The sequence below is a fragment of the Acidovorax sp. Root267 genome, from assembly GCF_001429215.1.
Classification (GTDB): domain Bacteria; phylum Pseudomonadota; class Gammaproteobacteria; order Burkholderiales; family Burkholderiaceae_C; genus Acidovorax; species Acidovorax radicis.
Genome location: NZ_LMJC01000029.1, coordinates 362943 through 384284 on the forward strand (window position 1 = coordinate 362943; position 21342 = coordinate 384284).

Below are 21342 nucleotides of genomic sequence, written 5' to 3' on the forward strand. Positions count from 1 at the left end.
GACTCCCGCACGGGCTGCGGGCCGTGCTCCGGGTGATCAGCCCTCGATCGTGATGCGCTGCACCAGCGACTGCAGGATCTGGTCGGCCTTGTCGTTGGCCACCTGGCAGGTGCCCGCAGCCGCATGTCCGCCGCCACCAAACTCCAGCATGAGGTTGCCAATGTGCACCTGGCTGCTGCGGTCCAGGATGGACTTGCCGGTGGCAAACACCGTGTTCTGCTTCTGCAGCCCCCACATCACATGGATGGAGATGTTGCAGTCGGGGAACAGCGCGTAGATCATGAAACGGTTGGTCGCCCAGATGGTGTCCTCCTCGCGCAGGTCGAGCACGACCAGCTTGCCGATGCGGATGGCGCAGCGCTGCAGCTGGTCCTTGGCCTTGGCCGCCTGCTCGCGGTACAGCGTCACACGCTCTTGCACATCAGGCAGGGCCAGGATGTCTTCGATGGTGTGGTCGCGGCAGTACTGGATGAGGTCCATCATCAGCGCGTAGTTGCTGATGCGGAACTCCCGGAAGCGCCCCAGGCCCGTGCGCGAATCCATCATGTAGTTCAGCAGCACCCAGCCCTGGGGGTCGAGGATGTCCTGGCGCGAATACTGGGCCGAGTCGGCCTGGTCCACGGCCGCCATCATCTCGTCGGTGATGCGCGGAAAGGCCGCCTTGCCGCCGTAGTGGTTGTAGACCACGCGTGCCGCCGACGGGGCATGGGCTTCGATGATGTGGTTTTCATCGCGTCGGCCCGAATTGCGAATGGTCTCGGACTCGTGGTGGTCAAACACCAGGTGGGCCCCGGGCACATAGGGCAGGTTGGTGGTGATGTCGCGGCTGGTGATGGCAACCTTGCCATCCTGCATGTCCTTGGGGTGGACGAAGGTGATCTCGTCGATGAGGTTGAGCTCATTGAGCAGCACGGCGCACACCAGGCCGTCAAAGTCGCTGCGGGTTACCAGGCGGTATTTCACGTCGCTCACTAGCTTCTCCTTGTTACATATCTTGTGGTCACATGGTAGCGGCGGCCCCACACCCGGCAAGACCGCTGGCAGGGAAAAACGGACCATCCGGGCCGCTTTCCCTCTTCTATCTTGTTCCCTGGATTTTTCTTCTCTTCACGCGGGCTCCAGCCATTGCTCCAGCTGCCGTGCCACGCCCGCATCACCCAGCAGCGCCAGATGGCCCATCCGGTGGAACACGGCCTGCCGGCTCTTGGCAAAACCCAGGGTTCGCCTCGCATCATCATGGATGCCCAGGGCACTGTGCAATGGCACCAACCCGTCCCCCACCAGCCGCTCAGCCACAGGACTGCGCCGCGCTGCCAGAGTGGCGGCCACGGCATGGCAGGCCACCCCTTCGGGCAGGGGCACTGGGGTGCGCCGGTCAGGGTGCCGCCCGAAGCGGTCACGGCCCTGCCAGTCGGCCTCCAGCACATGGCCATGGCGCAGGTCGGTAATGCCCGCGCTGCGCAGCTGCGCCAGCTTTGCAAAAGGCCGGGAATACGGCGTGCTGCCTAGCAGGGTGTCCACCCAGTGGCCCGCTTTCTCCAGCGGAGCCCCATGGTGGGGCGTGCCCAAAAATACGAGGTGCCGCAGCAGCCCCAGCCAGCCCTGCCCCGCAGCCGCTGCCTGGTGGCAGGCACTGCGGGCCACCAGACCGCCCATGCTGTGCGCCAGCACCGCCACCTCCTCCACGGGCATGGGCCAGGCCGCCACCAGGGACTCCAGCTGGTTTGCCAGCTCGGCACCATTCGCGGACGTGTGCAGGCCCGTGTTGTAGCGCAGGTAGACCGGCGTGTAGCCCAGCGCCTGCGCGAGGGTGGCGCCATGGTCATGGCCCTGGTGCAGCCACTGCAGATCGTTCATGCACAGGCCGTGGACCAGCACCAGCACCTTGCCGGTGACCGCACCGCTGGCGGCCAGGGCGGGCAGGTCCAACGGCAGCCCATCCCGGTAGAACCCCATGCGGGTGCACAGCGGGTTGTTGTCGCGTTGCAGGCGGTCGCCCATCACGCCGTTGAGGGCAGCCAGCACGGCCTCGCGCTCCCACTGCACTGCGGCAGACGGCACATCGGATTCAAAAAACGGCTCCAGCCGCGCCAGACCTGCCTGCAGGCCCGCATCGACCAGGCGTGTCACGCCCCGAATGCTCTGGTAGACCAGCCCGGTCAGGCCCCGCGCCTGGCCCGGCTGCTGCCCACCGGGCAACCCCAGGGTGCCCAGCACCGACTGGTGCACACCCTCAGCCACCCGGCTGATGCCCGTCGTGGCCTGTGTGGCCAGCCGAGCCACCCCCCGCAAGTCGGACGCGCGCAGCTGGCGCAGCGGATTGGGTCTGGCGGCGTTGGCAGCATCGGCACGCGGGCGCGGTGAGGTGGGCATGGAGAAGGCTCCGTTCAGAAGATGCGATGCGGTGACGCGGGAGCCTGGTGGCACTCAGAACCGCTCGTTGGGAGACAGGTAGCGCCACTGCCCCACCGGCAGATTTCCCAAGGTGATGCGCCCGATGCGAATGCGCTTGAGCCCCACCACCTTGAGGCCCACCAGCTCGCACATTCGGCGGATCTGGCGCTTCTTGCCTTCGGTGAGCACAAACCGCAGTTGCTCGGGGTTCTGCCAATCGACCTTGGCGGGCTTGAGCGGCTCGCCGTCCAGGCTCAGGCCGTGGCGCAGGCGATCCAGCAATTCGGGCGGAAACACCGCCTGCACATTGGTGCTGACAGGATCGCGCTCGTCAATCTCCTGCAGCGGCGCGGAGCGTTCACTGGGATGGCGTGGCACTGCCTGACCCGGTGCCTGGTAAACCACACGCACCAGATATTCCTTGTCGACCGTGGAGTCCTCGCCAATCAGCTGGCGCGCTACCCGGCCGTCCTGCGTCAGCACCAGCAGGCCTACCGAGTCGATGTCCAGCCGCCCCGCAGGCGCCAGTCCGCGCAGCTGCGGCGGCGAAAAACGGTTGCGGCTGGGGTCGTCGCGCCAGTGCGTGCGGGGGTTGATCAACGCCACGGCGGGCGTGTGGCCATCTTCGGCCTGCCCACTCACATAGCCCATGGGCTTGTGCAGCAGGATGGTGACGCGCTGTTCCTGAAAACCCTGGGCCACCTTGTCCACGTCGATGCGGTCGGTGGGCAGCACCTGCACGCCCATCTCGGCCACCTGGCCATTGACTTTGACCCAGCCCTGGGCGATCCAGTCGTCCGCCTCGCGCCGCGAGCACAGGCCCAGCTCGGCCATGCGCTTGTTCAGGCGGGAACTGACCATGCCGTTCACCGTGACGGTCGCGGACGCTCGTTCTGGGGCTTGCTTGATGGGCGCCACAAACGGGCCCGACGCTGTGCGGTAGTTGGGGGGTGCCGGCGCTCTGGCGGGCCGGGGCGGTGGTGCGGGCCGAACGGGCGCAGCCTTGGCCGCCACGGTGGGGCGACGCAGCACGGGGCGCGTGGGGGATGCTGCGGGGGCAGAGGCGGCTGGGCCGCCTGCGCCGGAAGCAGGGGCAGGAACGGGGCCAGCAGGTGGGCGGGGACTGGAAGAGGACATTGCGCGTATTTTCGCCTGCGGGCCAGAGGTGCCAAAAATGAAAACGGGTCGGCAATGCACAAAGGGTCGTCGCGACCAGTGAAAAGCACCAGAAGCTTACCCCTGGCGCGCCTGCCAGGCCAGGAAATCATCGACCGGCAAAGGCCGGGCAATGTGGTACCCCTGCGCCTCGTCGCACGCCAGGGTGCGCAGGCGCTCCAGAATGGCTGCAGTCTCTACCCCCTCGGCCACCACGGTGAGCCCCAGGTTGTGCGCCAGGTCGATGGTCGAGCGCACGATCATCGCGTCGTCCTCGCCCGTCTCCATGCCCATCACAAACGATTTGTCGATCTTGAGTTCGTCCACCGGCAGGCGCTTGAGGTAGGCCAGCGACGAATATCCGGTGCCGAAGTCGTCAATCGACAATTTGAAGCCCTGCTCCGACAGGCGGTTGAGCATGGCCTCGGCGCGCTGGGGGTCGTCCATGATGGCGCTTTCGGTGATCTCCAGGCAGAAGGCGCTGGCCAGCACACCATGGCGCACCAGGATGTCGGCGAGGCGGGTGCTGAGTTCCGGGTCCAGCAGGTCGCGCGTGGACAGGTTGACCGACACCCGCAATGCCAGGCCCTGGGTGCGCGGGTCCGCCAGCAGGCGCGCCACCTCTTCAAACATCCACAGCGTGAGCTGCCGCACAAACCCCGTCTGTTCGGCAAACGGGATGAACTGCATGGGTGGCACCAGGCCACGCTGCGGGTGCTGCCAGCGCACCAGGGCCTCGGCGGCCCGGCCGGGCTGCCCGTGCAGCGGCACCTTGGGCTGCAGGTACAGACGCAGCTCGTGGTGCTCCACCGCGTGGCGCAGCTCGGTCAGCAGCGACAGGGTCTGCGTGCTGGCCGAATCGAACGATGCGTCGTACTGCAGCGCCCCGCTGAGCCTGCGCTTGGCGGCATACATGGCGATCTCGGAGCGGCTCAGCAGCGTGTCTGCATCATCGGCGTCCCCGGGCCAGCAGGCAATGCCAATGCCAGCGCTCAGGTCCACCGTCTGGTCCTCGAACGCCAGCGGCTCTTCGAACGAGTGCGTGATGCGCAGCGCCGTGGCGTGGGCGGTGGCCGCATCGGCGCCCTGCAGCAGCACGGCGAATTCGTTGCCGCCCAGGCGGGCCACCATGTTGTCGGGCGATGGCACCTGCTGGCGCAGCCGTTCGGCCACTGCCTGCAGCAGGCGGTCGCCAAACGCGTAGCCGAGCACGTCGTTCACGTGTTTGAAGCGGTCCAGGTCGAGCGTGAGCACGGCCAGCGGGTGCTGGGGCGCCGCGCCGCCGGTGCTGTGCGCAATGGCCAACACCACCGCCTCGCGAAAGCGCTCCCGGTTGGGCAGGCCGGTGAGCCGGTCCCAGTAGGCCAGGCGGCGGATCTCGGTTTGCTGCGCACCGATGTCCACCCGCATGTGGTCGAACGAGCGCGCGAGGTTGCCGATCTCGTCGCTGCGATCGGTGTGTTCCAGCGGCACGTCGTATTCACCGCGCGAGAGCCGCTGCGTGGCGGCCAGCAGAGAGCGCAGCGGCGTGGTCAGACGCTGGGCCACCAGCCCCGTGCCCACGGCGAACAGCAGCACACCTGCCACGGTGATGATGGCCAGGAGGACCTGCAGCTGCCGGTAAGGGGCGAGCACTTCATCCACCGAACGCAGCAGCAGCGCCTGCACCTCGCTCCCCACACTATCGAGGCGGATGGCGCGGGCCAGCAAGGTGCCCTCGGGCGTCTGCAGCTCCCCGGAGGGCACCCCCTGGCGCTGCAGCAGCGCCAGGGAGCCCGGCGGCAGCGTGCTCACAGGTACCTTGGCGGTGCCGTCCGCGCCCTGGACGACCAGCGCCACGTGCACCGACAGCAGTTGCCGCATCTCGTCGGCCAGCGGCTGGTTGACCGGGAAACCCATCAGCACCCAGCCAATCACCACCGGCGCGCGCAGCGGCACCATCACGAACTGGTAGGGCACACCGTCCATCACCGCGATCTGGCTGCCCTGCGGCTGGGCGGCCAGTGGCGGCACCAGCGCGCGCAAGGTGGCCGGAAACGCCTCCATGTTGCCCGCCAGGCTGACCGCGCGCAGTTCCAGGTCAGTGCCCAGCAGCGCGGTGACCGCCGCTCCGATGCGGCTGCCGTGGTTCTCGAGCACCGACTGGATGGTCTCCTCGTCGCCCGAATTCACGGCCGAGCGAAAACCGTAGTCGGCCGCCAGCAAGGCCGAGCCCTGGCGCAGCTTGTCGGCGTTCTGCTCCAGCAGGCGGCGCCACACGTTTTCATCCAGGTCGAGGGCCTGGGCAATCTGCGCGCGTGCATTGCGGTCGATGGTGGCTCGCACCACCGCAAAGCCCGCAGCCTGCACGATCAACAGCAGCAACAGCGAGAGCCCGACCAGCCGCAGGATCAGGCTGCGCCGCAGCAGGCGCAACTGCATCAAGGCTGCAGCCCCGCCAAACGCACCGATGCGGCAGCGGCCCCCGTGGCGGGCACGGTGAGTGCCTGCTCCTGCGCGGGGGCGCCCACGGGCAACCGTGTGTGCCAGGTGCGCAAGGTGTACGCGCCGGGCGGCACGTTGTCGATCTGCGCCCGGCCCGGTGCGGCAGGTGTACGGGCGTAGTACGGGGTGTCCACCACCAGAATCCAGCCGACCATCTGGTCATGGATGTTGCAGCCCAGCACGGCCACGCCCGGGCTGTCGAACAGCACGGGATTGGAGGGTGTTCCGGTGTAGAGCTTGAGCTCGAACTTCTTGGTCTGCGAGAACGAATAGACGTGGTGGCGCACTGAATCGTGGTTGGGAAAACGCACCTCAGTGCCCACGGGGACCACCAGCACGCCGGGCACGAACTGCCGTTTCTCCTGCGCCATCTCCGCGCCGGCCAGCGGCCTGACCGCCTTGCGCGCATCGGCGGATTCTAGAAACACCACGGCATCGGCCAATGGCTTGCCTGCCGCATCCAGCACCTCCACCTGCACCGTGGTGGCCTGCGCAGCGGTGGACAGGCCTGCCAAACACACCATAGACACCACAGACAACACAACCACGCCGGTCAGGGCCGGCGAAGCCCCGGTGTGCTGGGCATGGCCGCAGGTTGTCATGGTTCGATGGCCATGCCCAGCAGGGGGGCACCTTCACCCACTTTGCCCAGCGGCTTGGCAGCCCCCGTGCGCAGGTCCACGAGGTGCAGCCGGGTCTGGCTGTCCGCGGACGTGCGCACGGCGATCAGGGCAACGTTGCCCACGTCCGAAATATCGAACGCCACGTCGATGAGTGGCGGCAGGCCCAGCGGCCCCACGGTGCGCAGATGGCCCGTGTTGGGCGATACCACGGGGGTGGTGCCTTCCCGCGAACCCTGCATCACCAGCACCCCGAGCGCGCGGTCGATGGCGTAGTTGGTGGTGATCTTGCTGTCCTGTGTGTTGTAGGTGTAGGCGGCGCCTGCGATGTCGGGTGCGCGGCCGGCGTTGGTGTCGCTCCATGCATAGCGCAGGGTCGGATCGGGCTGCACGCCCTCGACGGCCGGGTCGCCGTCCACGGCGGCACCGGTGTCGGGGTGCAGGCGCAGGTTCTGGCCCGTGTTCGACACCACCCGAATCCGGTCGGCCACGGGATTGAAGTCAAAGCCGAAGGCCGTGCCCCGCAAGCCCACGACGGCCGGTGCGGGGCCCACGGGGCGCAATGCGCCGGTGGGGATGTCGAGCGTGTACAGGCGGCCCGCCTGCGAGAGCGCATAGAGCACACCGCGCGCCACGCGAAAGTCGATGCCCACCAGCCGCTCACCCGCCGGCAGGCCCGTGACGGGACGCCGCTCCAGGATGCGCTCCGGCTGGCCGGCATGGAAGGTGATGAGTTCGTGCGAGGTCGTCACCGCGACGACCTGTTCGCGCAAACCCGACTCGGGGGACGGCGCCGTGGCACAGCCTGCCAGCAAGGCGCCCATCAGCGCAACGGCAGCCGTGGGGCGCACCAGGGAGAAGGAAAACGATTTCATCGGAATGCCTCACATCTGTAACGGGTTTATACCTGATGGGTCGCACCCCTTGGGGGTGACGGGCCACTGTCAAACCATTGATTTGCTATTATTTATATAGCACAATAGCCATTAAATAAAAGCGCAAATGCCATTTTTCACCCACAATTCAGCGATACAACTGTCGCCAGCCAGGCAGCAGTTGCGCCATGCAGCCATCCGGGTATTTGTAACAAATGAGCCATGCACATCGGGCATACCACTATCCGCAAGCGTCATGACACATTTTGTAATTTTTGCCTACACTGCCTTGGGACTGCGCACAAAGCAATGCCGGAAGACGGGCAGCTGACACGGGCACCGTTATTGCTTCGCACTTCCCACCCGATTCACTGTCCCCAGAGACACCAAGGAACACCATGCAGGCCGCAACGTCACTGAAATCCCTGTCGATCTCCAGCCGGCTGGGCCTGGGCTTTGGCTGCATGCTGGTGCTGCTGGTGGCGGTGGCCGCCGTGGGCCAGCTCTCGGTGGGCAAGGTGCATGACCAGATGCTCCAGATCACCGGCATCGGCGCCAACAAGTCCAAGCTGGTCAACGGCATGCTGGAGAGCGTGAGTGCCATTGGCATCCAGAGCCGCTCCGCCGCCATGCTCAACGACATCGACCCCAAACAGGCGCGCGGGCAGATCGATGCGGTGGCCAAGACGCTCAAGGACTACACCCGCCAGGAAACCGCCCTGGCCGAACTGCTGACCCCCGCCAGCGCCACCCCCGCCGAGCTCAAGCTGCTGGGCGAGGTGCAGGCGATGGGCAAAAAAACCCGCCCCGAACTCGACGCCGCCATCAAGGCCACCGACGATGGCGACACCGTGAGCGCCACCCTGACGCTGATGACCCGCGTGGCCCCCGCCGAAACCGCGTGGCGCAGCAAGCTCGGCGAGCTCGTCGAACTGCAGAACACGCTGAACGCCGAAGCCACGGCGTCGGCCGAAAACACGCAGAGCCAGGCCCGCGTGGTGGGCGGTCTGCTCGTGCTGCTGGCCATCGGGCTCGGCGCGCTGATTGCGTGGCGCATCACCACCAGCATCACGGCGCCCATTGGCCGTGCCGTGGTGGTGGCCGAGCGCATTGCCCGCGGCGACCTCACCTCGCAAGTCGAAGTGCGCATCCAGGATGAAACCGGCCGCCTGCTCGAAGCCATCGCCGCCATGCAGGAGCGGCTGCGCACGCTGGTCGGCGAGATCGGCCAGACGGCAGACTCCATCCTGGTCGCCAGCTCTGAAGTGGCATCGGGCAACCTGGACCTGAGCCAGCGCACCGAACAAACATCGCACAACCTGCAAAGCGCGGCCAACTCGCTGGTGGACCTGACCGGCACGGTGTCGCAGAGTGCCGACTCGGCCCGCCAGGCCAACCAGCTGGCCTCCACCGCATCGGACGCCGCAACGCGCGGCGGCGAGGTCGTGTCGCAGGTGGTCCGCACCATGGACACCATCAGCGCCAGCTCGCGCAAGATCGCCGACATCATCAGCGTGATCGACGGCATCGCCTTCCAGACCAACATCCTGGCGCTGAATGCTGCGGTGGAAGCCGCCCGCGCCGGCGAGCAGGGCCGGGGCTTTGCGGTGGTGGCGGGCGAGGTGCGCAACCTGGCGGGCCGATCGGCCAACGCCGCGCGCGAGATCAAGGCCCTCATCGGCGCCAGTGTGGATCAGGTGCAGGAGGGCAGCACCCTGGTGAACCACGCGGGCAAGACCATTGGCGAGCTGGTGCTGTCCGTGCGCCGGGTGTCCGACATCATGGGCGAAATCACGGCTGCCACACAGGAACAGAGCCAGCGCATCGGCCACGTGAGCCACGCCGTGGGCGAACTGGAGGAAATGACCCAGCAGAACGCAGCCCTGGTGGAAGAAGGCGCTGCCGCCGCCGACAGCCTCAAGGACCAGGCAGGACGCCTGACGCAGATGGTGGGCACCTTCCGCCTCACCCGCGAAGGCAGTGCAGAAAACAGCTGGAGCGCGTCGGCCCCGGCAGCATCCCCCGTCCCGGCGCCTGCACAGCGCGCCAGCCTGCAGGCCTCGCACCAGCCCCGCGGCAAGCTGCCGTCCCTGCCCCGCTGAGCTTCAGCGGCACCCCGGCAGCGCCCCGGTCAGCCGCCGCCTTGGAGTTGAAAGATGCTGGAGCGCAGCGCGGCCAGGTCCAGCACGCGCAGGCCGCCGTATTCCACACGGATGGCGCCCTGCGCCTCCAGCGCGGCCAGCGCCTCGTTCACGCGCTGGCGCGACAGGCCCACCAGGTAAGCAAGCTCCTGCTGCGTGATGCGCAGCACCTCGCCCACCCCCGGGTACAGCACGGGGTTGAACAGCGACGCCAGGCTGCGGGCCACGCGCACATCGGGGTTGTTCAGGCGGTCGATCTCGCGGGCCGCGATGAACTGGCCCAGCCGCTCGTTGAGCTGGTTCATCACAAAGCGGTTGAAGCCGATGGAATGGTCCAGCAGCCAATGGAAGCTGTCGATGGGCAAGCCCGCCACCACGCTTTTGCGCAGTGCCTGGATGTTGTAGCGGTAAGGCTCGCGCTTGATGGTGGTGCCCTCGCCAAACCAGCCACCCGGGGGCAGGCCGGCGTAGGTCATGGTCTGGCCCTGCGCGTTGTCGGTGCTCATCTTGAGCAGGCCCTCGACCACGCCAAACCAGTAGGTCACCGGGCGCCCGACGCGGCACACATAATCACCCGCCTTGGCATCCCCCACCAGCAGCGAGGCGACGGCCCGCTCGCGCTCGACAGGCAGGAGCAGGCGCAGCCAGGGGATGCCGTCCAGCTCGTCCGCCGTGGGGGGGCGCCGCCGCTGGTGCAGTGACAAATCCTGGTTCATGCGTGAGTCCATGGCAGTGCAATATCAACAAGGGTTGGGGGTTCGGGCCCTGAAAATCTGCTCAGAAGGGCGAAGGGGATGCGGGAATACCACGACCCAGATTGTCGTCAGAATGACAAAAAAATGCCAATCGTGACGGGATGATGTCGCCTCCCCAGGCCGCCCATGTGCTGGCCCGGGCCCTTTGAGGAGACCCACATGCCCGCCGACCTTGCCCACACTGCCTCCCACCCCCCATCCCGCATTGCCCGGCGCCAGCTGCTGGCGGCCGCTGCCATCGGCCTGCCCTGGCTGGGCCTGGGCAGCGCCCGCGCGCAGGAAGGGGCCATCCGGATTGCGCAGTCCACCGCCCTCACCGGCCCGCTGGGCGATCTGGGCTCGGCCATGCACCAGGGCGCCAAGGCAGCGTTTGCGGGCATCAATGCACGGGGAGGCATCCACGGCAAGGCCATCGAACTGGTCACCCAGGACGACACCTACGACGTGCCCAAGGCCCTGGCCAACGTGACGCAGTTCCTGGCCGACCCGGGCACCTTCGCGCTGTTCAACTGCATGGGCACGCCCATGATCGACGCCATGCTGCCCAAGGTGATCGACAGCGGAATCCCGTTCTTCGCGCCTTTCACCGGAGCGCAGCTGAGCCGCACCAAAAGCGCCCGCAACGTGTTCAACATCCGCGCCAGCTATGCGGACGAGGCCGAAAAGCTCGTGCAGCACCTGTCCACCATCGGCATCCAGCGCATCGGCATCGTCTACCAGAACAACTCATTCGGCAAAGAGGTGTTCAGCTCGGCCAAGCAGTCGATGGACCGCCTCAAGCTGCCCGAGGCGCTGACGGTGACGGTCGAGAACAACGCATCGGATGCGGGCGCCGCTGCCACCAAATTGGCGGGCGGCGACCTCGAAGCCATCGTGATCGGCCTGGCGGGCAAGCCCACGCTGGAATTCGTGAAGGCGTTTCGCGCCATCAAGCGCGGCGTGACGCTGTATGCGCTGTCGGTGATGGGCACCCCCGCCACCGTGAAAGCCCTGGGCGCAGATGCCACGGGCATGGCCATCTCACAGGTCGTGCCCCTGCCTTCCAACGTGGTCATGCCGGTGGTGCGGGACTTCCAGGCCGCCTGGAAGGCGTCGGGCGCCACGGCCGACCCATCGCACCTGGCGCTGGAGGGCTACATCAACGCCCGCGTCTTTGCCGAGGCCCTGCAGCGCGCAGGACGCAACCCCACACGCGCCGCTTTCATCGACGCCACCTGGAACCTCAAGAAGTGGGACCTGGGCGGCTTCGAGGTCAACGCCAGCACCCCGGACCGCAATGCGTCACGTTTTGTGGAGCTGACGCTGGTGGGGCGCGACGGAAGATTCCTGCGCTGACATGCTTCCCCGTGCCGCCCTTCCCAGGGGCGGCGCCCGCTGCGTCACTGCGGGGCGTGCCTGGCTTGTGCGGGGCCGGCACCACGTTGCGGGACGCTCGCACTGCCATGAAAACCCGAGATGACAGCGCGGAGTGGACCCTGCGCGCGCAGGCCCGGAGATTCAGCTCAAACGCTATATCTTCAATAGCACACAAATAAAAACAGAAAAGCGCTGGAGCCTTTTTTGGCTTCAAATCCTGGCACCCAGGCGCCTACTGCGCCGCCACCCCATACCGGTAGCCTCGGAACGACCAGACCGTGCGGCCCGGTTCGATCCGCTCCAGCACCAGGCCGGGAGCCGCCTGATCGCCTTCGTGCAGCACCTGCCCGTTGACGATGGCCATGCGGTACGCCGGGTTGTTCGAATGGGTGGCGCCCGTCACTTTGAGCGCGGGCAACTGCGTGCGCAAGGCTTCGGGCAGGTCTGCCTGCGCAAACACGGGGCTGGCGGGTGGCGGTGCCACGCCGGCCTCCGGCGCCGGGCGTGGCGCGGGCGCCAGGGGCGCTGGCGCAGCCACCGGGCTGCGCGGGCGTACGGGCGGCTCGGCCGCAGGCGCTCGGGCGGCCGGGGGTGGGGCCACCACCACGGCAGCGACCGACCGCTCGCGTTCACGCTGGGGTGCGGCACCGGACTTGTCTGCCGGGCGCTTGCTTGCGCTGCGGGGCTCGGAGGGAGCCAGCGGCGCAAGGGCCGGGCTTGGGGCGGGTTCGGGCACGGGTGATGGGGGCGGCAGCGTTGCCGGTGCCGGTGGGGGCAACGTGGCGGTGGCGGGTGCCATGGCGGCGGGCGCAGGCGCAGCGGGGGCCGCAGCCACCACCACATCCGCCACCGGGGCCTGGGGCCGCAGGGCCCACCAGGTGCCACCAGCCGCCAGCACGGCCGCGCCCACCACGCCCGCAGCGACCAGCCACAGGTTGGTCGGCCCGGCCCGGCCGGGCAAAGGGGAGGCGCCGGTGGCCGGCGCCGCCTGCGTGTGCAACCCCGGCACGGCGCCTCGGCCGCGTTCGGCATCGGCACGCCGCAATGCATCAAGGATGTAGGACATGGTTAAGGCGTGTTCCGCAGGCGCGGCTCGTTCACGCCAGTGGCGCGGTTGAGCAGCATGAGAGTGAGGGGGCCCGCGCGGCCGTCGGGCGTCACGCCCTGGGCCAGCTGGAACCGGTGGATGCGCGACTGGCGCTGGGCGGGTGTCACCGGCTTGCTGGCGGGGCCCGTGCCACCCGCGGCTTTGCTGGCCAGCCGCTGGTCCAGCCAGGCAGCGCCTGCCGGTGAGTCGGTGATCTCGCCACGGTCGGGCATGCCCACCGGTGCGCGCCACAGCGTCGCAATCTCGCCGCGCCAGACCTGGGCCAGCTCGGCCACCGGCACCCGCAAGGTGCGGCCACCGCCTTCGAGCGTGGCGTTGTCGCCGTCCAGGCCACGCAGCACCACCAAGACGGGGGCCTCTGCGTCTTCCGAAGGATAAAGCGCCAGCAGCACAGGCCGGTCGATCTGGCGCACCAGGTTCAGGCCCGCACGGCGGTTGCGGTAGCACCGCAGGCCTTCACGCGGCAGGGTGGTGCAGGCGTCAGCGCCCGCAGGCAACGCCGCCCCCCAGGCCGAGGCCAGCGCCTGCCAGGCCGGTGCATCGGTCGCGGGCTGGGCCAGCACAAACTGGTCCAGCGCGGAAGGCGGCGCCACCTGCGCAGCGGGCACAGCGGGCGTGCCCGATGGGGTTGGGGTCACCGACGCAGCAGCCACAGGGGCCATGGCCACAGCAGCGGATGACGCTGCGGACGCAGGCAGCACCGCGGCAGGCGCCACGGCTGCCGGGGGTTTGGTGGCCGGGCTGGATGCCGTACGCTGCGCCACGGTGGCGCCAGGACCTGTGGCGGCCACCTGCGCGCCACGGTGCGCGGGCCAGACCCCCATGCCCCATCCCGCAGCCGCCACCGCCGCAGCGCCTGCGACGGCGCCCAGGCCCGCCAAGGCCCAGCGCGGCAGCGTCCCCGGCCGCGCACTGCGCGCTGCAGCGGCGGATGCCGGTGCGTCAAACACCTCGCGCGCGGCGCGGTTGACGATGGCCCGGGTCACCTGCCGTGCCCCGGCCGCATAGGCTCCCAGCAACGCCCGGTCGCACAGCAGATTGATGCGCCGTGGCACGCCATGCGAGAGCGCATGCACACGCTGCATGGCCCGCCGGTCAAATGGCAGCGGTCCGGTGAGCCCGGCCACGGCCAGCCGGTGGGCGATGTACTGCTGTGTCTCTTGCGGGCTCAGTGCGCCCAGGTGAAAACGCGCAATCACGCGCTGCGCCAGCTGTTCCATTGAAGGCGTCGCCACCATGGCGCGCAGTTCAGGCTGGCCGATCAGGATGATCTGCAGCAGCTTGCGCTCGCTGGTCTCCAGGTTAGTGAGCAGACGCAGCTGCTCCAGCACGTTGGCCGAGAGGTTCTGTGCCTCGTCGATGATGAGGACCGTGTTGCGCCCCGCCCCGTGCGCCGCCAGCAGCGACGCATTGAGCGGATCGATGTAGTCCTTGACCGTCTCCACCCCACCCGGCACGGTGGGCTTGTGCGGCACCCCGAACTCGTCGCAGATGGAGCGCAACAGCTCCCGCACCGTGAGCTTGGGGTTGAAGATGTAGGCCACGTTGCAATGCGACGGGATCTGCTCCAGAAAGCAGCGGCACACCGTGGTCTTGCCCGCCCCCACCTCGCCCGTGAGCAGTACGAAGCCACCCCCCGCATCCAGGCCATAGAGCAGATGCGCCAGAGCCTCCCGATGCCGCTCGCTCATGAAAAGATAGCGCGGGTCGGGTGCTATGGAGAACGGCGGGTGCTGGAGACCGAAGAACGGGGCGTACATGCCGTGAGGATACCGCCCCCGCGTGAAGGGCCCGCCGATACCCTGCCCGCCACTGCTGCCAAGCCGGCCCCGGCCAGGGATCAGGGTTAGACCCGAGGAGTAGTTTCCCGTAAATTGTCGTCGGCAAGACAAGATGGCGTCAAAGTCAGTCCTAGCATCCGATCCATACACCCATACGCAGCCACAAGGCCGCGATCCCGGCAGTCACCGGACGGACACCTCTTATCTTTAGGAACCTGCAATGTTGACCACGTTCCCGCAATTGCTGCTCAAGCATGCCGCCGAGCGCCCCACGGCTCCGGCCCTGCGCGAAAAAGAATACGGCATCTGGCAGGCCCACAGCTGGGCCGACCTGGCACGCCTGGTGGAACAGGTGGCCGCCGGCCTGCACCTGGCCGGCCTTGCGCGCCACGAACACATGGTGGTGATCGGCGCCAACCGCCCGCGCCTGTACGCCACCATGCTGGCTGCCCAGTCGCTGGGCGCCATTCCGGTGCCGCTGTACCAGGATGCCGTCGGGGCCGAATGCGTGTTCCCGCTCAACAACGCCGAGGTGCGCTTTTGCCTGGTGGAAGACCAGGAGCAGGTCGACAAGCTGCTGGAGATCCGCGAGCAGTGCCCCCAGATTTCGAACATCTACTTTGACGACCCGCGCGGCCTGCGCAACTATGAAGAAGAAGGCCTCGCGTCGCTGGACTCCCTGATCGAAGCGGGCAAGGCGCATATTGCCAAGAACCCTCAGTGGTTCCGCAACGAAGTCGCCAAGGCCCAGCCCGGCGACGTGGCGGCCATGTTCTTCACCTCCGGCACCACGGGGAACCCCAAGGGTGTGGTGCACACCCACAGCACGCTGCTCGACCGCGCCTCCGCCGGGGCTGAGTTCGACAAGCTCACGGGCAGCGAAGAGGTGCTGGCCTACCTGCCTCCCGCATGGATCGGCCAGAACATCTTCAGCTACGCGCAATGGCTGGCCTGCGGCTACGTGGTGAATTGCCCCGAGTCGGCCAGCACCGTGACCATCGACCTGAAGGAAGTCGGCCCCACTTACTACTTTGCCCCCCCGCGCATCTTTGAAGGCCTGCTCACCAGCGTGATGATCCGCATGGAAGACGCAGGCACCCTCAAGCGCAAGATGTTCCAGGCCTGCATGGCAGTGGCGCAGCGCGTGGGCCCGGCCCTCATGGACGGCGAAGCCGTCAGCACCCTCGACCGCATCAAGTACGCGCTGGGCAATGTGCTGGTGTACGGCCCGCTGCGCAACAACCTCGGGTTCAGCCGCGTGCGCGTGGCCTACACGGCGGGCGAGGCCATCGGCCCCGATCTGTTCACCTTCTACCGGTCCATCGGCATCAATTTGAAGCAGCTGTACGGCTCCACCGAGACCGCCGTGTTTGTCTGCCTGCAGCCCGACAACCAGGCCCGTGCCGACACGGTGGGCGTGCCGATCCGCGGCGTGGAGATCAAGGTGGCCGACAACGGCGAGATCCTGGTCAAGTCAGCCGGCCTGCTCAAGGAGTACTACAAGAACCCCACGGCCACGGCCGAAGTGCTGACGGCCGACGGCTGGTACCACACCAGCGATGCGGGCTTCCTCGACGCACACGGCCACTTGAAGATCATCGACCGCGTGAAGGACGTGGGCCGCATCAAGGGCGGCGCCAACGACGGCGCCATGTTCGCGCCCAAGTATGTGGAGAACAAGCTCAAGTTCTTCCCGCACATCAAGGAAGTGGTCGCCCTGGGCGACGGCCGCGAGAAGGTGTGCGTGATGGTCAACATCGACTTCGACGCCGTGGGCAACTGGGCCGAGCGCCGCAACCTGCCCTACGCCGGCTACACCGACCTGGCGCAAAAGCCCGAGGTGTACGAGCTGATCCGCGAGTGCGTGGAAAAGGTCAATGCCGACCTGGCGACCGACGCCATGCTGGCGGGCAGCCAGGTCAGCCGCTTCCTGGTGCTGCACAAGGAACTGGATGCCGACGACGGCGAACTCACGCGCACCAACAAGGTCCGCCGCGGTTTTATCGCCGACAAGTACGGCGTGCTGGTCGAGGCCCTGTACGCAGGCCGCACCGAGCAGTTCATCGAGACCCAGGTCAAGTTCGAGGACGGCCGCACCGGCAGCGTGAGCGCGACGCTCAAGCTGTCGGACACCAAGACCTTCTCGCCCGTCAAGGCCGCCGCATGAAACCCGCTCTCTACCCGCCCGAGCAGCAACACCCCACCATGACCAAAAAGAAGATCGGTGACGTCATCCTGGACGTCAAGAACATCAGCCTGCGGTTTGGCGGCGTGAAAGCGCTGACCGACATCTCGTTCAACGTCAAAGAGCACGAAATCCGCGCCATCATCGGCCCCAACGGCGCGGGCAAGAGCTCCATGCTCAACTGCATCAACGGCGTATACACGCCGCAGGACGGCTCCATCACCTTCCGCGGCAAGACGTTCTCGCACATGAACTCGCGCCAGGTGGCCGAAATGGGCGTGGCGCGCACCTTCCAGAACCTGGCGCTGTTCAAGGGCATGAGCGTGATCGACAACATCATGACCGGCCGCAACCTCAAGATCAAAAGCAACCTGTTCCTGCAGGCGCTGCGCTGGGGCCCTGCCGAGCGCGAGGAGATCGCGCACCGCGAGAAGGTCGAGCACATCATCGACTTCCTGGAAATCCAGGCCCACCGCAAGACCCCCGTGGGCCAGCTGCCCTACGGCCTGCAAAAGCGCGTGGACCTGGGCCGTGCCCTGGCCATGGAGCCGCAGGTGCTGCTGCTCGACGAGCCCATGGCCGGCATGAACGTGGAGGAAAAGCAGGACATGTGCCGCTTCATCCTGGACGTGAACGATGAGTTCGGCACCACCATCGTGCTCATCGAGCACGACATGGGCGTGGTGATGGACATCAGCGACCGCGTGGTGGTGCTCGACTATGGCAAGAAGATCGGTGACGGCACGCCAGACGAAGTGCGCAACAACGAAGACGTGATCAGTGCCTACCTCGGCACCTCGCACTGAAACCACAGACGGCGCAGGAGACTAAGACATGGGATTTTTTCTGGAAACACTGCTGGGCGGCCTCATGGCCGGCATGCTGTATTCGCTGGTGGCGCTGGGCTTTGTACTGATCTACAAGGCCTCGGGCGTGTTCAACTTTGCGCAGGGCGCGATGGTGCTGTTTGCGGCCCTCGCCATGGCACGTTTTGCCGAGTGGATCCCCCAGTGGACCGGACTGGACAACAAGATTGCAGCCAACCTGATCGCCTTTGTGCTGGCAGGCGCGGTGATGTTTGTGGTGGCCTGGGTGATCGAGCGCATGGTGCTGCGCCACCTCGTCAATCAGGAAGGCGCCACGCTGCTCATGGCCACGCTGGGCATTGCCTACTTCATGGAAGGCCTGGGCCAGACCCTCTTTGGCGGCAACATTTACAAAATCGACATCGGCATGCCCAAGGAGCCGCTGTTCGCTCTGGACAACCTGTTCCCCGGCGGCATTCTGATCAACAAGGAAGACGTGATCGCCGCCGCCATCGCCGCTGCGCTGGTGGTGGCCCTCTCCCTGTTCTTCCAAAAGACCTCCACCGGCCGCGCCCTGCGCGCCGTGGCCGACGACCACCAGGCCGCCCAGTCCATCGGCATTCCGCTCAACCGCATCTGGGTGATCGTGTGGTGTGTGGCCGGTGTGGTGGCCCTCGTGGCCGGGATGATCTGGGGCAGCAAGATGGGGGTGCAGTTCTCGCTGGCCACCGTGGCGCTGCGTGCACTGCCCGTGGTGATCCTGGGCGGCTTGACCTCCGTACCCGGCGCCATCATCGGCGGGCTGATCATCGGCGTGGGCGAGAAGCTGTCCGAGGTGTACCTGGGGCCGTTTGTCGGTGGGGGCATCGAGATCTGGTTTGCGTATGCGCTTGCATTGGTGTTCCTGCTGTTCAGGCCCCAAGGCTTGTTCGGCGAAAAAATTATTGATCGCGTATGAAATACGAGACCAATAATTTTTCGAAGGAGGCACAACGCGCACCGCGCGTTGTCAGCGGGGCCGCAGGCGCCGCGGAGCACTGCAGGTGCGCCCCCGTGCAAAAGATCATTGACCGCGTGTAACCCACAGCAAGAACAACAAGGAGAACCACATGCTCTACCGTGAAAATGGTCAGTTCAAAACCAGCTACCGGGCCGATCAGCAGATCTTCCCGATCGCGCAGGACCGCATCATGATCGCGCTGCTGCTGGCCGTGGCCTTTGTGGCTGTGCCCATGCTCTCCAGCGACTACTTCTTTCGCGCCATCCTGATCCCGTTCGTGATCATGTCGCTGGCGGCCCTGGGCGTAAACATCCTGGTGGGCTACTGCGGCCAGATCTCGCTGGGCTCGGGTGCCTTCATGGCGGTGGGGGCTTATGGCGCCTACAACTTTTTCATGCGGCTGCCGGGCTTGCCGCTGATCCCCGCGCTCATCCTGGGCGGCCTGTGTGCCACGTTCTTCGGCATTCTGTTCGGACTGCCCAGCCTGCGTGTGAAGGGGCTGTACCTTGCGGTGGCCACCCTGGCGGCGCAGTTCTTCAGCGACTGGATGTTCCTGCGCATCAAGTGGTTCACGCTCGACACGCCCTCGGGCGCGATCTCGGTGTCCAACCTGCAGGTGTTTGGTTTGCCCATTGAGAGCGCCACCAGCAAGTACCTGTTCTGCCTGGCGATCCTGGTCATCGTGGCCTTGCTTGCCAAAAACCTGGTGCGCGGCGCCATTGGCCGCGAGTGGATGGCCATCCGCGACATGGACGTGGCAGCGGCGGTGATTGGCATCCGCCCCATGTACGCCAAGCTCAGCGCGTTTGCCGTCAGCTCCTTCATCGTCGGCGTGGCCGGTGGCCTGTGGGCCTTCGTCTACCTGGGCGCCTGGGAGCCCGGCGCGTTCTCGGTAGACATGTCGTTCCGGCTGCTGTTCATGGTGATCATCGGCGGCATGGGCTCCATCATGGGCAGCTTCTTTGGCGCGGCCTTCATCGTGGTGCTGCCCATTGCGCTGAACCAGTTTCTGCCCCTGTTCCTGGGTCTGTTTGGCATCAGCATCTCCACCGCCGGCATATCGCACGCCGAGCTGATGATTTTTGGCGGCCTGATCGTGTGGTTCCTCATCGTGGAGCCCCATGGCCTGGCCAAGCTGTGGTCCATGGGCAAGCAGAAGCTGCGTCTTTGGCCTTTCCCCCACTGATTTCCCTCGTGCTTCAACACATTCATCCAAAGGAGACATCCATGAAGCTTTCGAAACTCGTGATTGCTGCCGCAGTGGTCGCTGCAGGCGCCTCGGCGGTGAGCACCAGCGCTTTCGCGCAGCCCAAAGAACAGTTCATTCCCGTGCTGTCGTACCGAACCGGCCCCTACGGCCCTAACGGTGCGCCCTGGGCCAATGGCTACGTGGACTACCTCAAGCTGGTGAACGCCCGTGGCGGTATCAACAGTGTGAAGCTGACGTTTGAAGAGTGCGAAACCGGCTACGACACAGCACGCAGCGTGGAATGCTATGAGCGCTTGAAGGGTAAAAACGGAGGTGCCGCTCTGGTGCAGCCCCTGTCCACTGGCGCAACCTACGCGATTACCGAGAAGGCCCCTACCGACAAGGTCCCTCTGGTGACGATCGGCTACGGCCGCAGCGAAGCGGCCGATGGCACCATCTTCAAATGGAATTTTCCGCTGGCCGGAAACTACTGGGTAGCTGCCGACGCCATCGTGCAGGACATTGGCAAAAAGGAAGGCGGCCTCGACAAGCTCAAGGGCAAGAAGATTGCCCTGGTCTACCACGACAGCCCCTACGGCAAGGAGCCCATCCCCATGTTGCAGGAACGGGCGAAGATGCATGGCTTTGAGCTGCAATTGCTGCCCGTGACCGCTCCTGGCGTGGAACAAAAATCCACCTGGCTGCAGATCCGCCAGTCGCGCCCTGACTATGTCGCCCTGTGGGGCTGGGGCGTGATGAACTCCACCGCCATCAAGGAAGCACAGGCCACTGGCTACCCGCGCGAGAAGATGTATGGAGCGTGGTGGTCCGGCGCCGAACCCGATGTGAAGGACCTGGGCGACGGTGCCAAGGGCTACAACGCTGTGGCCATGCAGCACGGTGCGGAGCCCCAGTCCAAGCTGGTCAAGGAGGTGCTTGCCCAGTTGCACGACAAGGGCCAGGGCACGGGACCCAAGGACGAAGTCGGGCAAGTGCTGTACATGCGTGGCGCCATGAGCGCGATGCTGGGTGTGGAAGGCATCCGCGCTGCGCAGGACCGTTTTGGCAAGGGCAAGGTCATGAACGGCGAACAAGTGCGCTGGGGCCTGGAAAACCTGAACCTCACGCAACCCAAGCTGGATGCCCTGGGCTTCGCAGGCGTGATGCGCCCCATCAGCACCTCGTGCACCGACCACATGGGCGCCGCCTGGGCCCGCATTCACACCTGGGACGGCAAGGCCTGGAAGTTCACGTCCGATTGGTTGCAGGCCGATGAGCAGATCCTCAAGCCGCTGGTGAAGTCCATTGCAGCCAAGTACGCGGCCGAGAAGAAACTGACGCCGCGCACTCCGGCGGACTGCCAGTCTTGATTCGGTACATCCCCCTGAAGCGCTGACGCGCCTTCCCCCTTCTCTCGAATCGCTGCGCGATTCGGGAAGGGGGACGCCACCGGTGCGGCGGGGCGGCCCTTGCACGGTGGCCCTGGCATTGGG

General features: G+C 66.5%; 16 protein-coding genes. 7 read left to right on the plus strand and 9 right to left on the minus strand.

What is annotated here, in order from left to right:
• Positions 1-36: 36 nt before the first annotated feature.
• The 6 genes from ASE39_RS18045 to ASE39_RS18070 all read right to left on the minus strand — a co-directional run bounded on the left by ASE39_RS18045 (position 37) and on the right by ASE39_RS18070 (position 7528).
• Entirely contained in the window at positions 37-972 is a 936-nt protein-coding gene (locus ASE39_RS18045) for a hypothetical protein (protein ID WP_057229428.1), read from the minus strand.
• Positions 973-1107: 135 nt separating this feature from the next.
• Positions 1108-2373, minus strand: a complete 1266-nt coding sequence (locus tag ASE39_RS18050) for a permease (protein ID WP_057272027.1) — start codon at positions 2371-2373, stop codon at positions 1108-1110.
• Between the two features lie 54 nt (positions 2374-2427).
• On the minus strand, positions 2428-3255 hold the full coding sequence (locus ASE39_RS18055; protein ID WP_057272130.1) for a pseudouridine synthase: 828 nt from the start codon (positions 3253-3255) through the stop codon (positions 2428-2430).
• A gap of 372 nt (positions 3256-3627) precedes the next feature.
• The gene (locus tag ASE39_RS18060) at positions 3628-5970 is read right to left on the minus strand and encodes an EAL domain-containing protein (RefSeq protein ID WP_057272028.1); all 2343 of its coding nucleotides are present in this window, start codon (positions 5968-5970) and stop codon (positions 3628-3630) included.
• Positions 5970-6635 (minus strand): methylamine utilization protein, encoded by a 666-nt coding sequence (locus ASE39_RS18065; protein WP_057229434.1) that lies wholly within the window; start codon positions 6633-6635, stop codon positions 5970-5972. Before ASE39_RS18065 ends, ASE39_RS18060 begins: the two co-directional genes overlap by 1 nt.
• Positions 6632-7528 carry a DUF4394 domain-containing protein gene (locus ASE39_RS18070; protein ID WP_057272029.1) on the minus strand — a complete coding sequence of 299 codons (897 nt, stop codon included), beginning with the start codon at positions 7526-7528 and terminating at the stop codon, positions 6632-6634. Before ASE39_RS18070 ends, ASE39_RS18065 begins: the two co-directional genes overlap by 4 nt.
• Before the next feature lie 398 nt (positions 7529-7926).
• On the opposite strand from ASE39_RS18070, the gene ASE39_RS18075 reads away from it, so the two are divergent.
• Positions 7927-9630, plus strand: a complete 1704-nt coding sequence (locus ASE39_RS18075; protein WP_010462853.1) for a methyl-accepting chemotaxis protein — start codon at positions 7927-7929, stop codon at positions 9628-9630.
• Positions 9631-9659: 29 nt separating this feature from the next.
• On the opposite strand, the gene ASE39_RS18080 is transcribed toward ASE39_RS18075, so the two are convergent.
• The gene (locus ASE39_RS18080; RefSeq protein WP_035196981.1) at positions 9660-10397 is read right to left on the minus strand and encodes a Crp/Fnr family transcriptional regulator; all 738 of its coding nucleotides are present in this window, start codon (positions 10395-10397) and stop codon (positions 9660-9662) included.
• 186 nt (positions 10398-10583) lie between these two features.
• On the opposite strand from ASE39_RS18080, the gene ASE39_RS18085 reads away from it, so the two are divergent.
• A complete protein-coding gene (locus ASE39_RS18085) occupies positions 10584-11759 on the plus strand; it encodes an ABC transporter substrate-binding protein (RefSeq protein WP_057229440.1) in 1176 nt (391 codons plus the stop codon).
• Positions 11760-12012: 253 nt separating this feature from the next.
• Here the strand turns inward: ASE39_RS18085 and ASE39_RS18090 are convergent, their stop codons facing one another.
• The gene (locus tag ASE39_RS18090; protein ID WP_010462861.1) at positions 12013-12846 is read right to left on the minus strand and encodes a general secretion pathway protein GspB; all 834 of its coding nucleotides are present in this window, start codon (positions 12844-12846) and stop codon (positions 12013-12015) included.
• A gap of 2 nt (positions 12847-12848) precedes the next feature.
• Positions 12849-14648, minus strand: coding sequence for an AAA family ATPase (locus tag ASE39_RS18095; RefSeq protein WP_057272030.1), 1800 nt, complete (start codon positions 14646-14648; stop codon positions 12849-12851).
• Positions 14649-14889: 241 nt separating this feature from the next.
• On the opposite strand from ASE39_RS18095, the gene ASE39_RS18100 reads away from it, so the two are divergent.
• The 5 genes from ASE39_RS18100 (at position 14890) to ASE39_RS18120 (ending at position 21219) form a co-directional block, all read left to right on the plus strand.
• On the plus strand, positions 14890-16836 hold the full coding sequence (locus ASE39_RS18100) for an AMP-binding protein (protein WP_010462865.1): 1947 nt from the start codon (positions 14890-14892) through the stop codon (positions 16834-16836).
• Between the two features lie 38 nt (positions 16837-16874).
• Entirely contained in the window at positions 16875-17660 is a 786-nt protein-coding gene (locus tag ASE39_RS18105; RefSeq protein WP_010462867.1) for an ABC transporter ATP-binding protein, read from the plus strand.
• Between the two features lie 28 nt (positions 17661-17688).
• Positions 17689-18618 carry a branched-chain amino acid ABC transporter permease gene (locus ASE39_RS18110; protein ID WP_057229446.1) on the plus strand — a complete coding sequence of 310 codons (930 nt, stop codon included), beginning with the start codon at positions 17689-17691 and terminating at the stop codon, positions 18616-18618.
• 151 nt (positions 18619-18769) lie between these two features.
• Positions 18770-19846: a branched-chain amino acid ABC transporter permease gene (locus tag ASE39_RS18115; protein WP_010462870.1), complete on the plus strand. Its 1077-nt coding sequence runs from the start codon at positions 18770-18772 to the stop codon at positions 19844-19846.
• A gap of 41 nt (positions 19847-19887) precedes the next feature.
• Positions 19888-21219, plus strand: a complete 1332-nt coding sequence (locus ASE39_RS18120; RefSeq protein ID WP_010462872.1) for an ABC transporter substrate-binding protein — start codon at positions 19888-19890, stop codon at positions 21217-21219.
• The last annotated feature ends 123 nt before the right edge of the window (positions 21220-21342 follow it).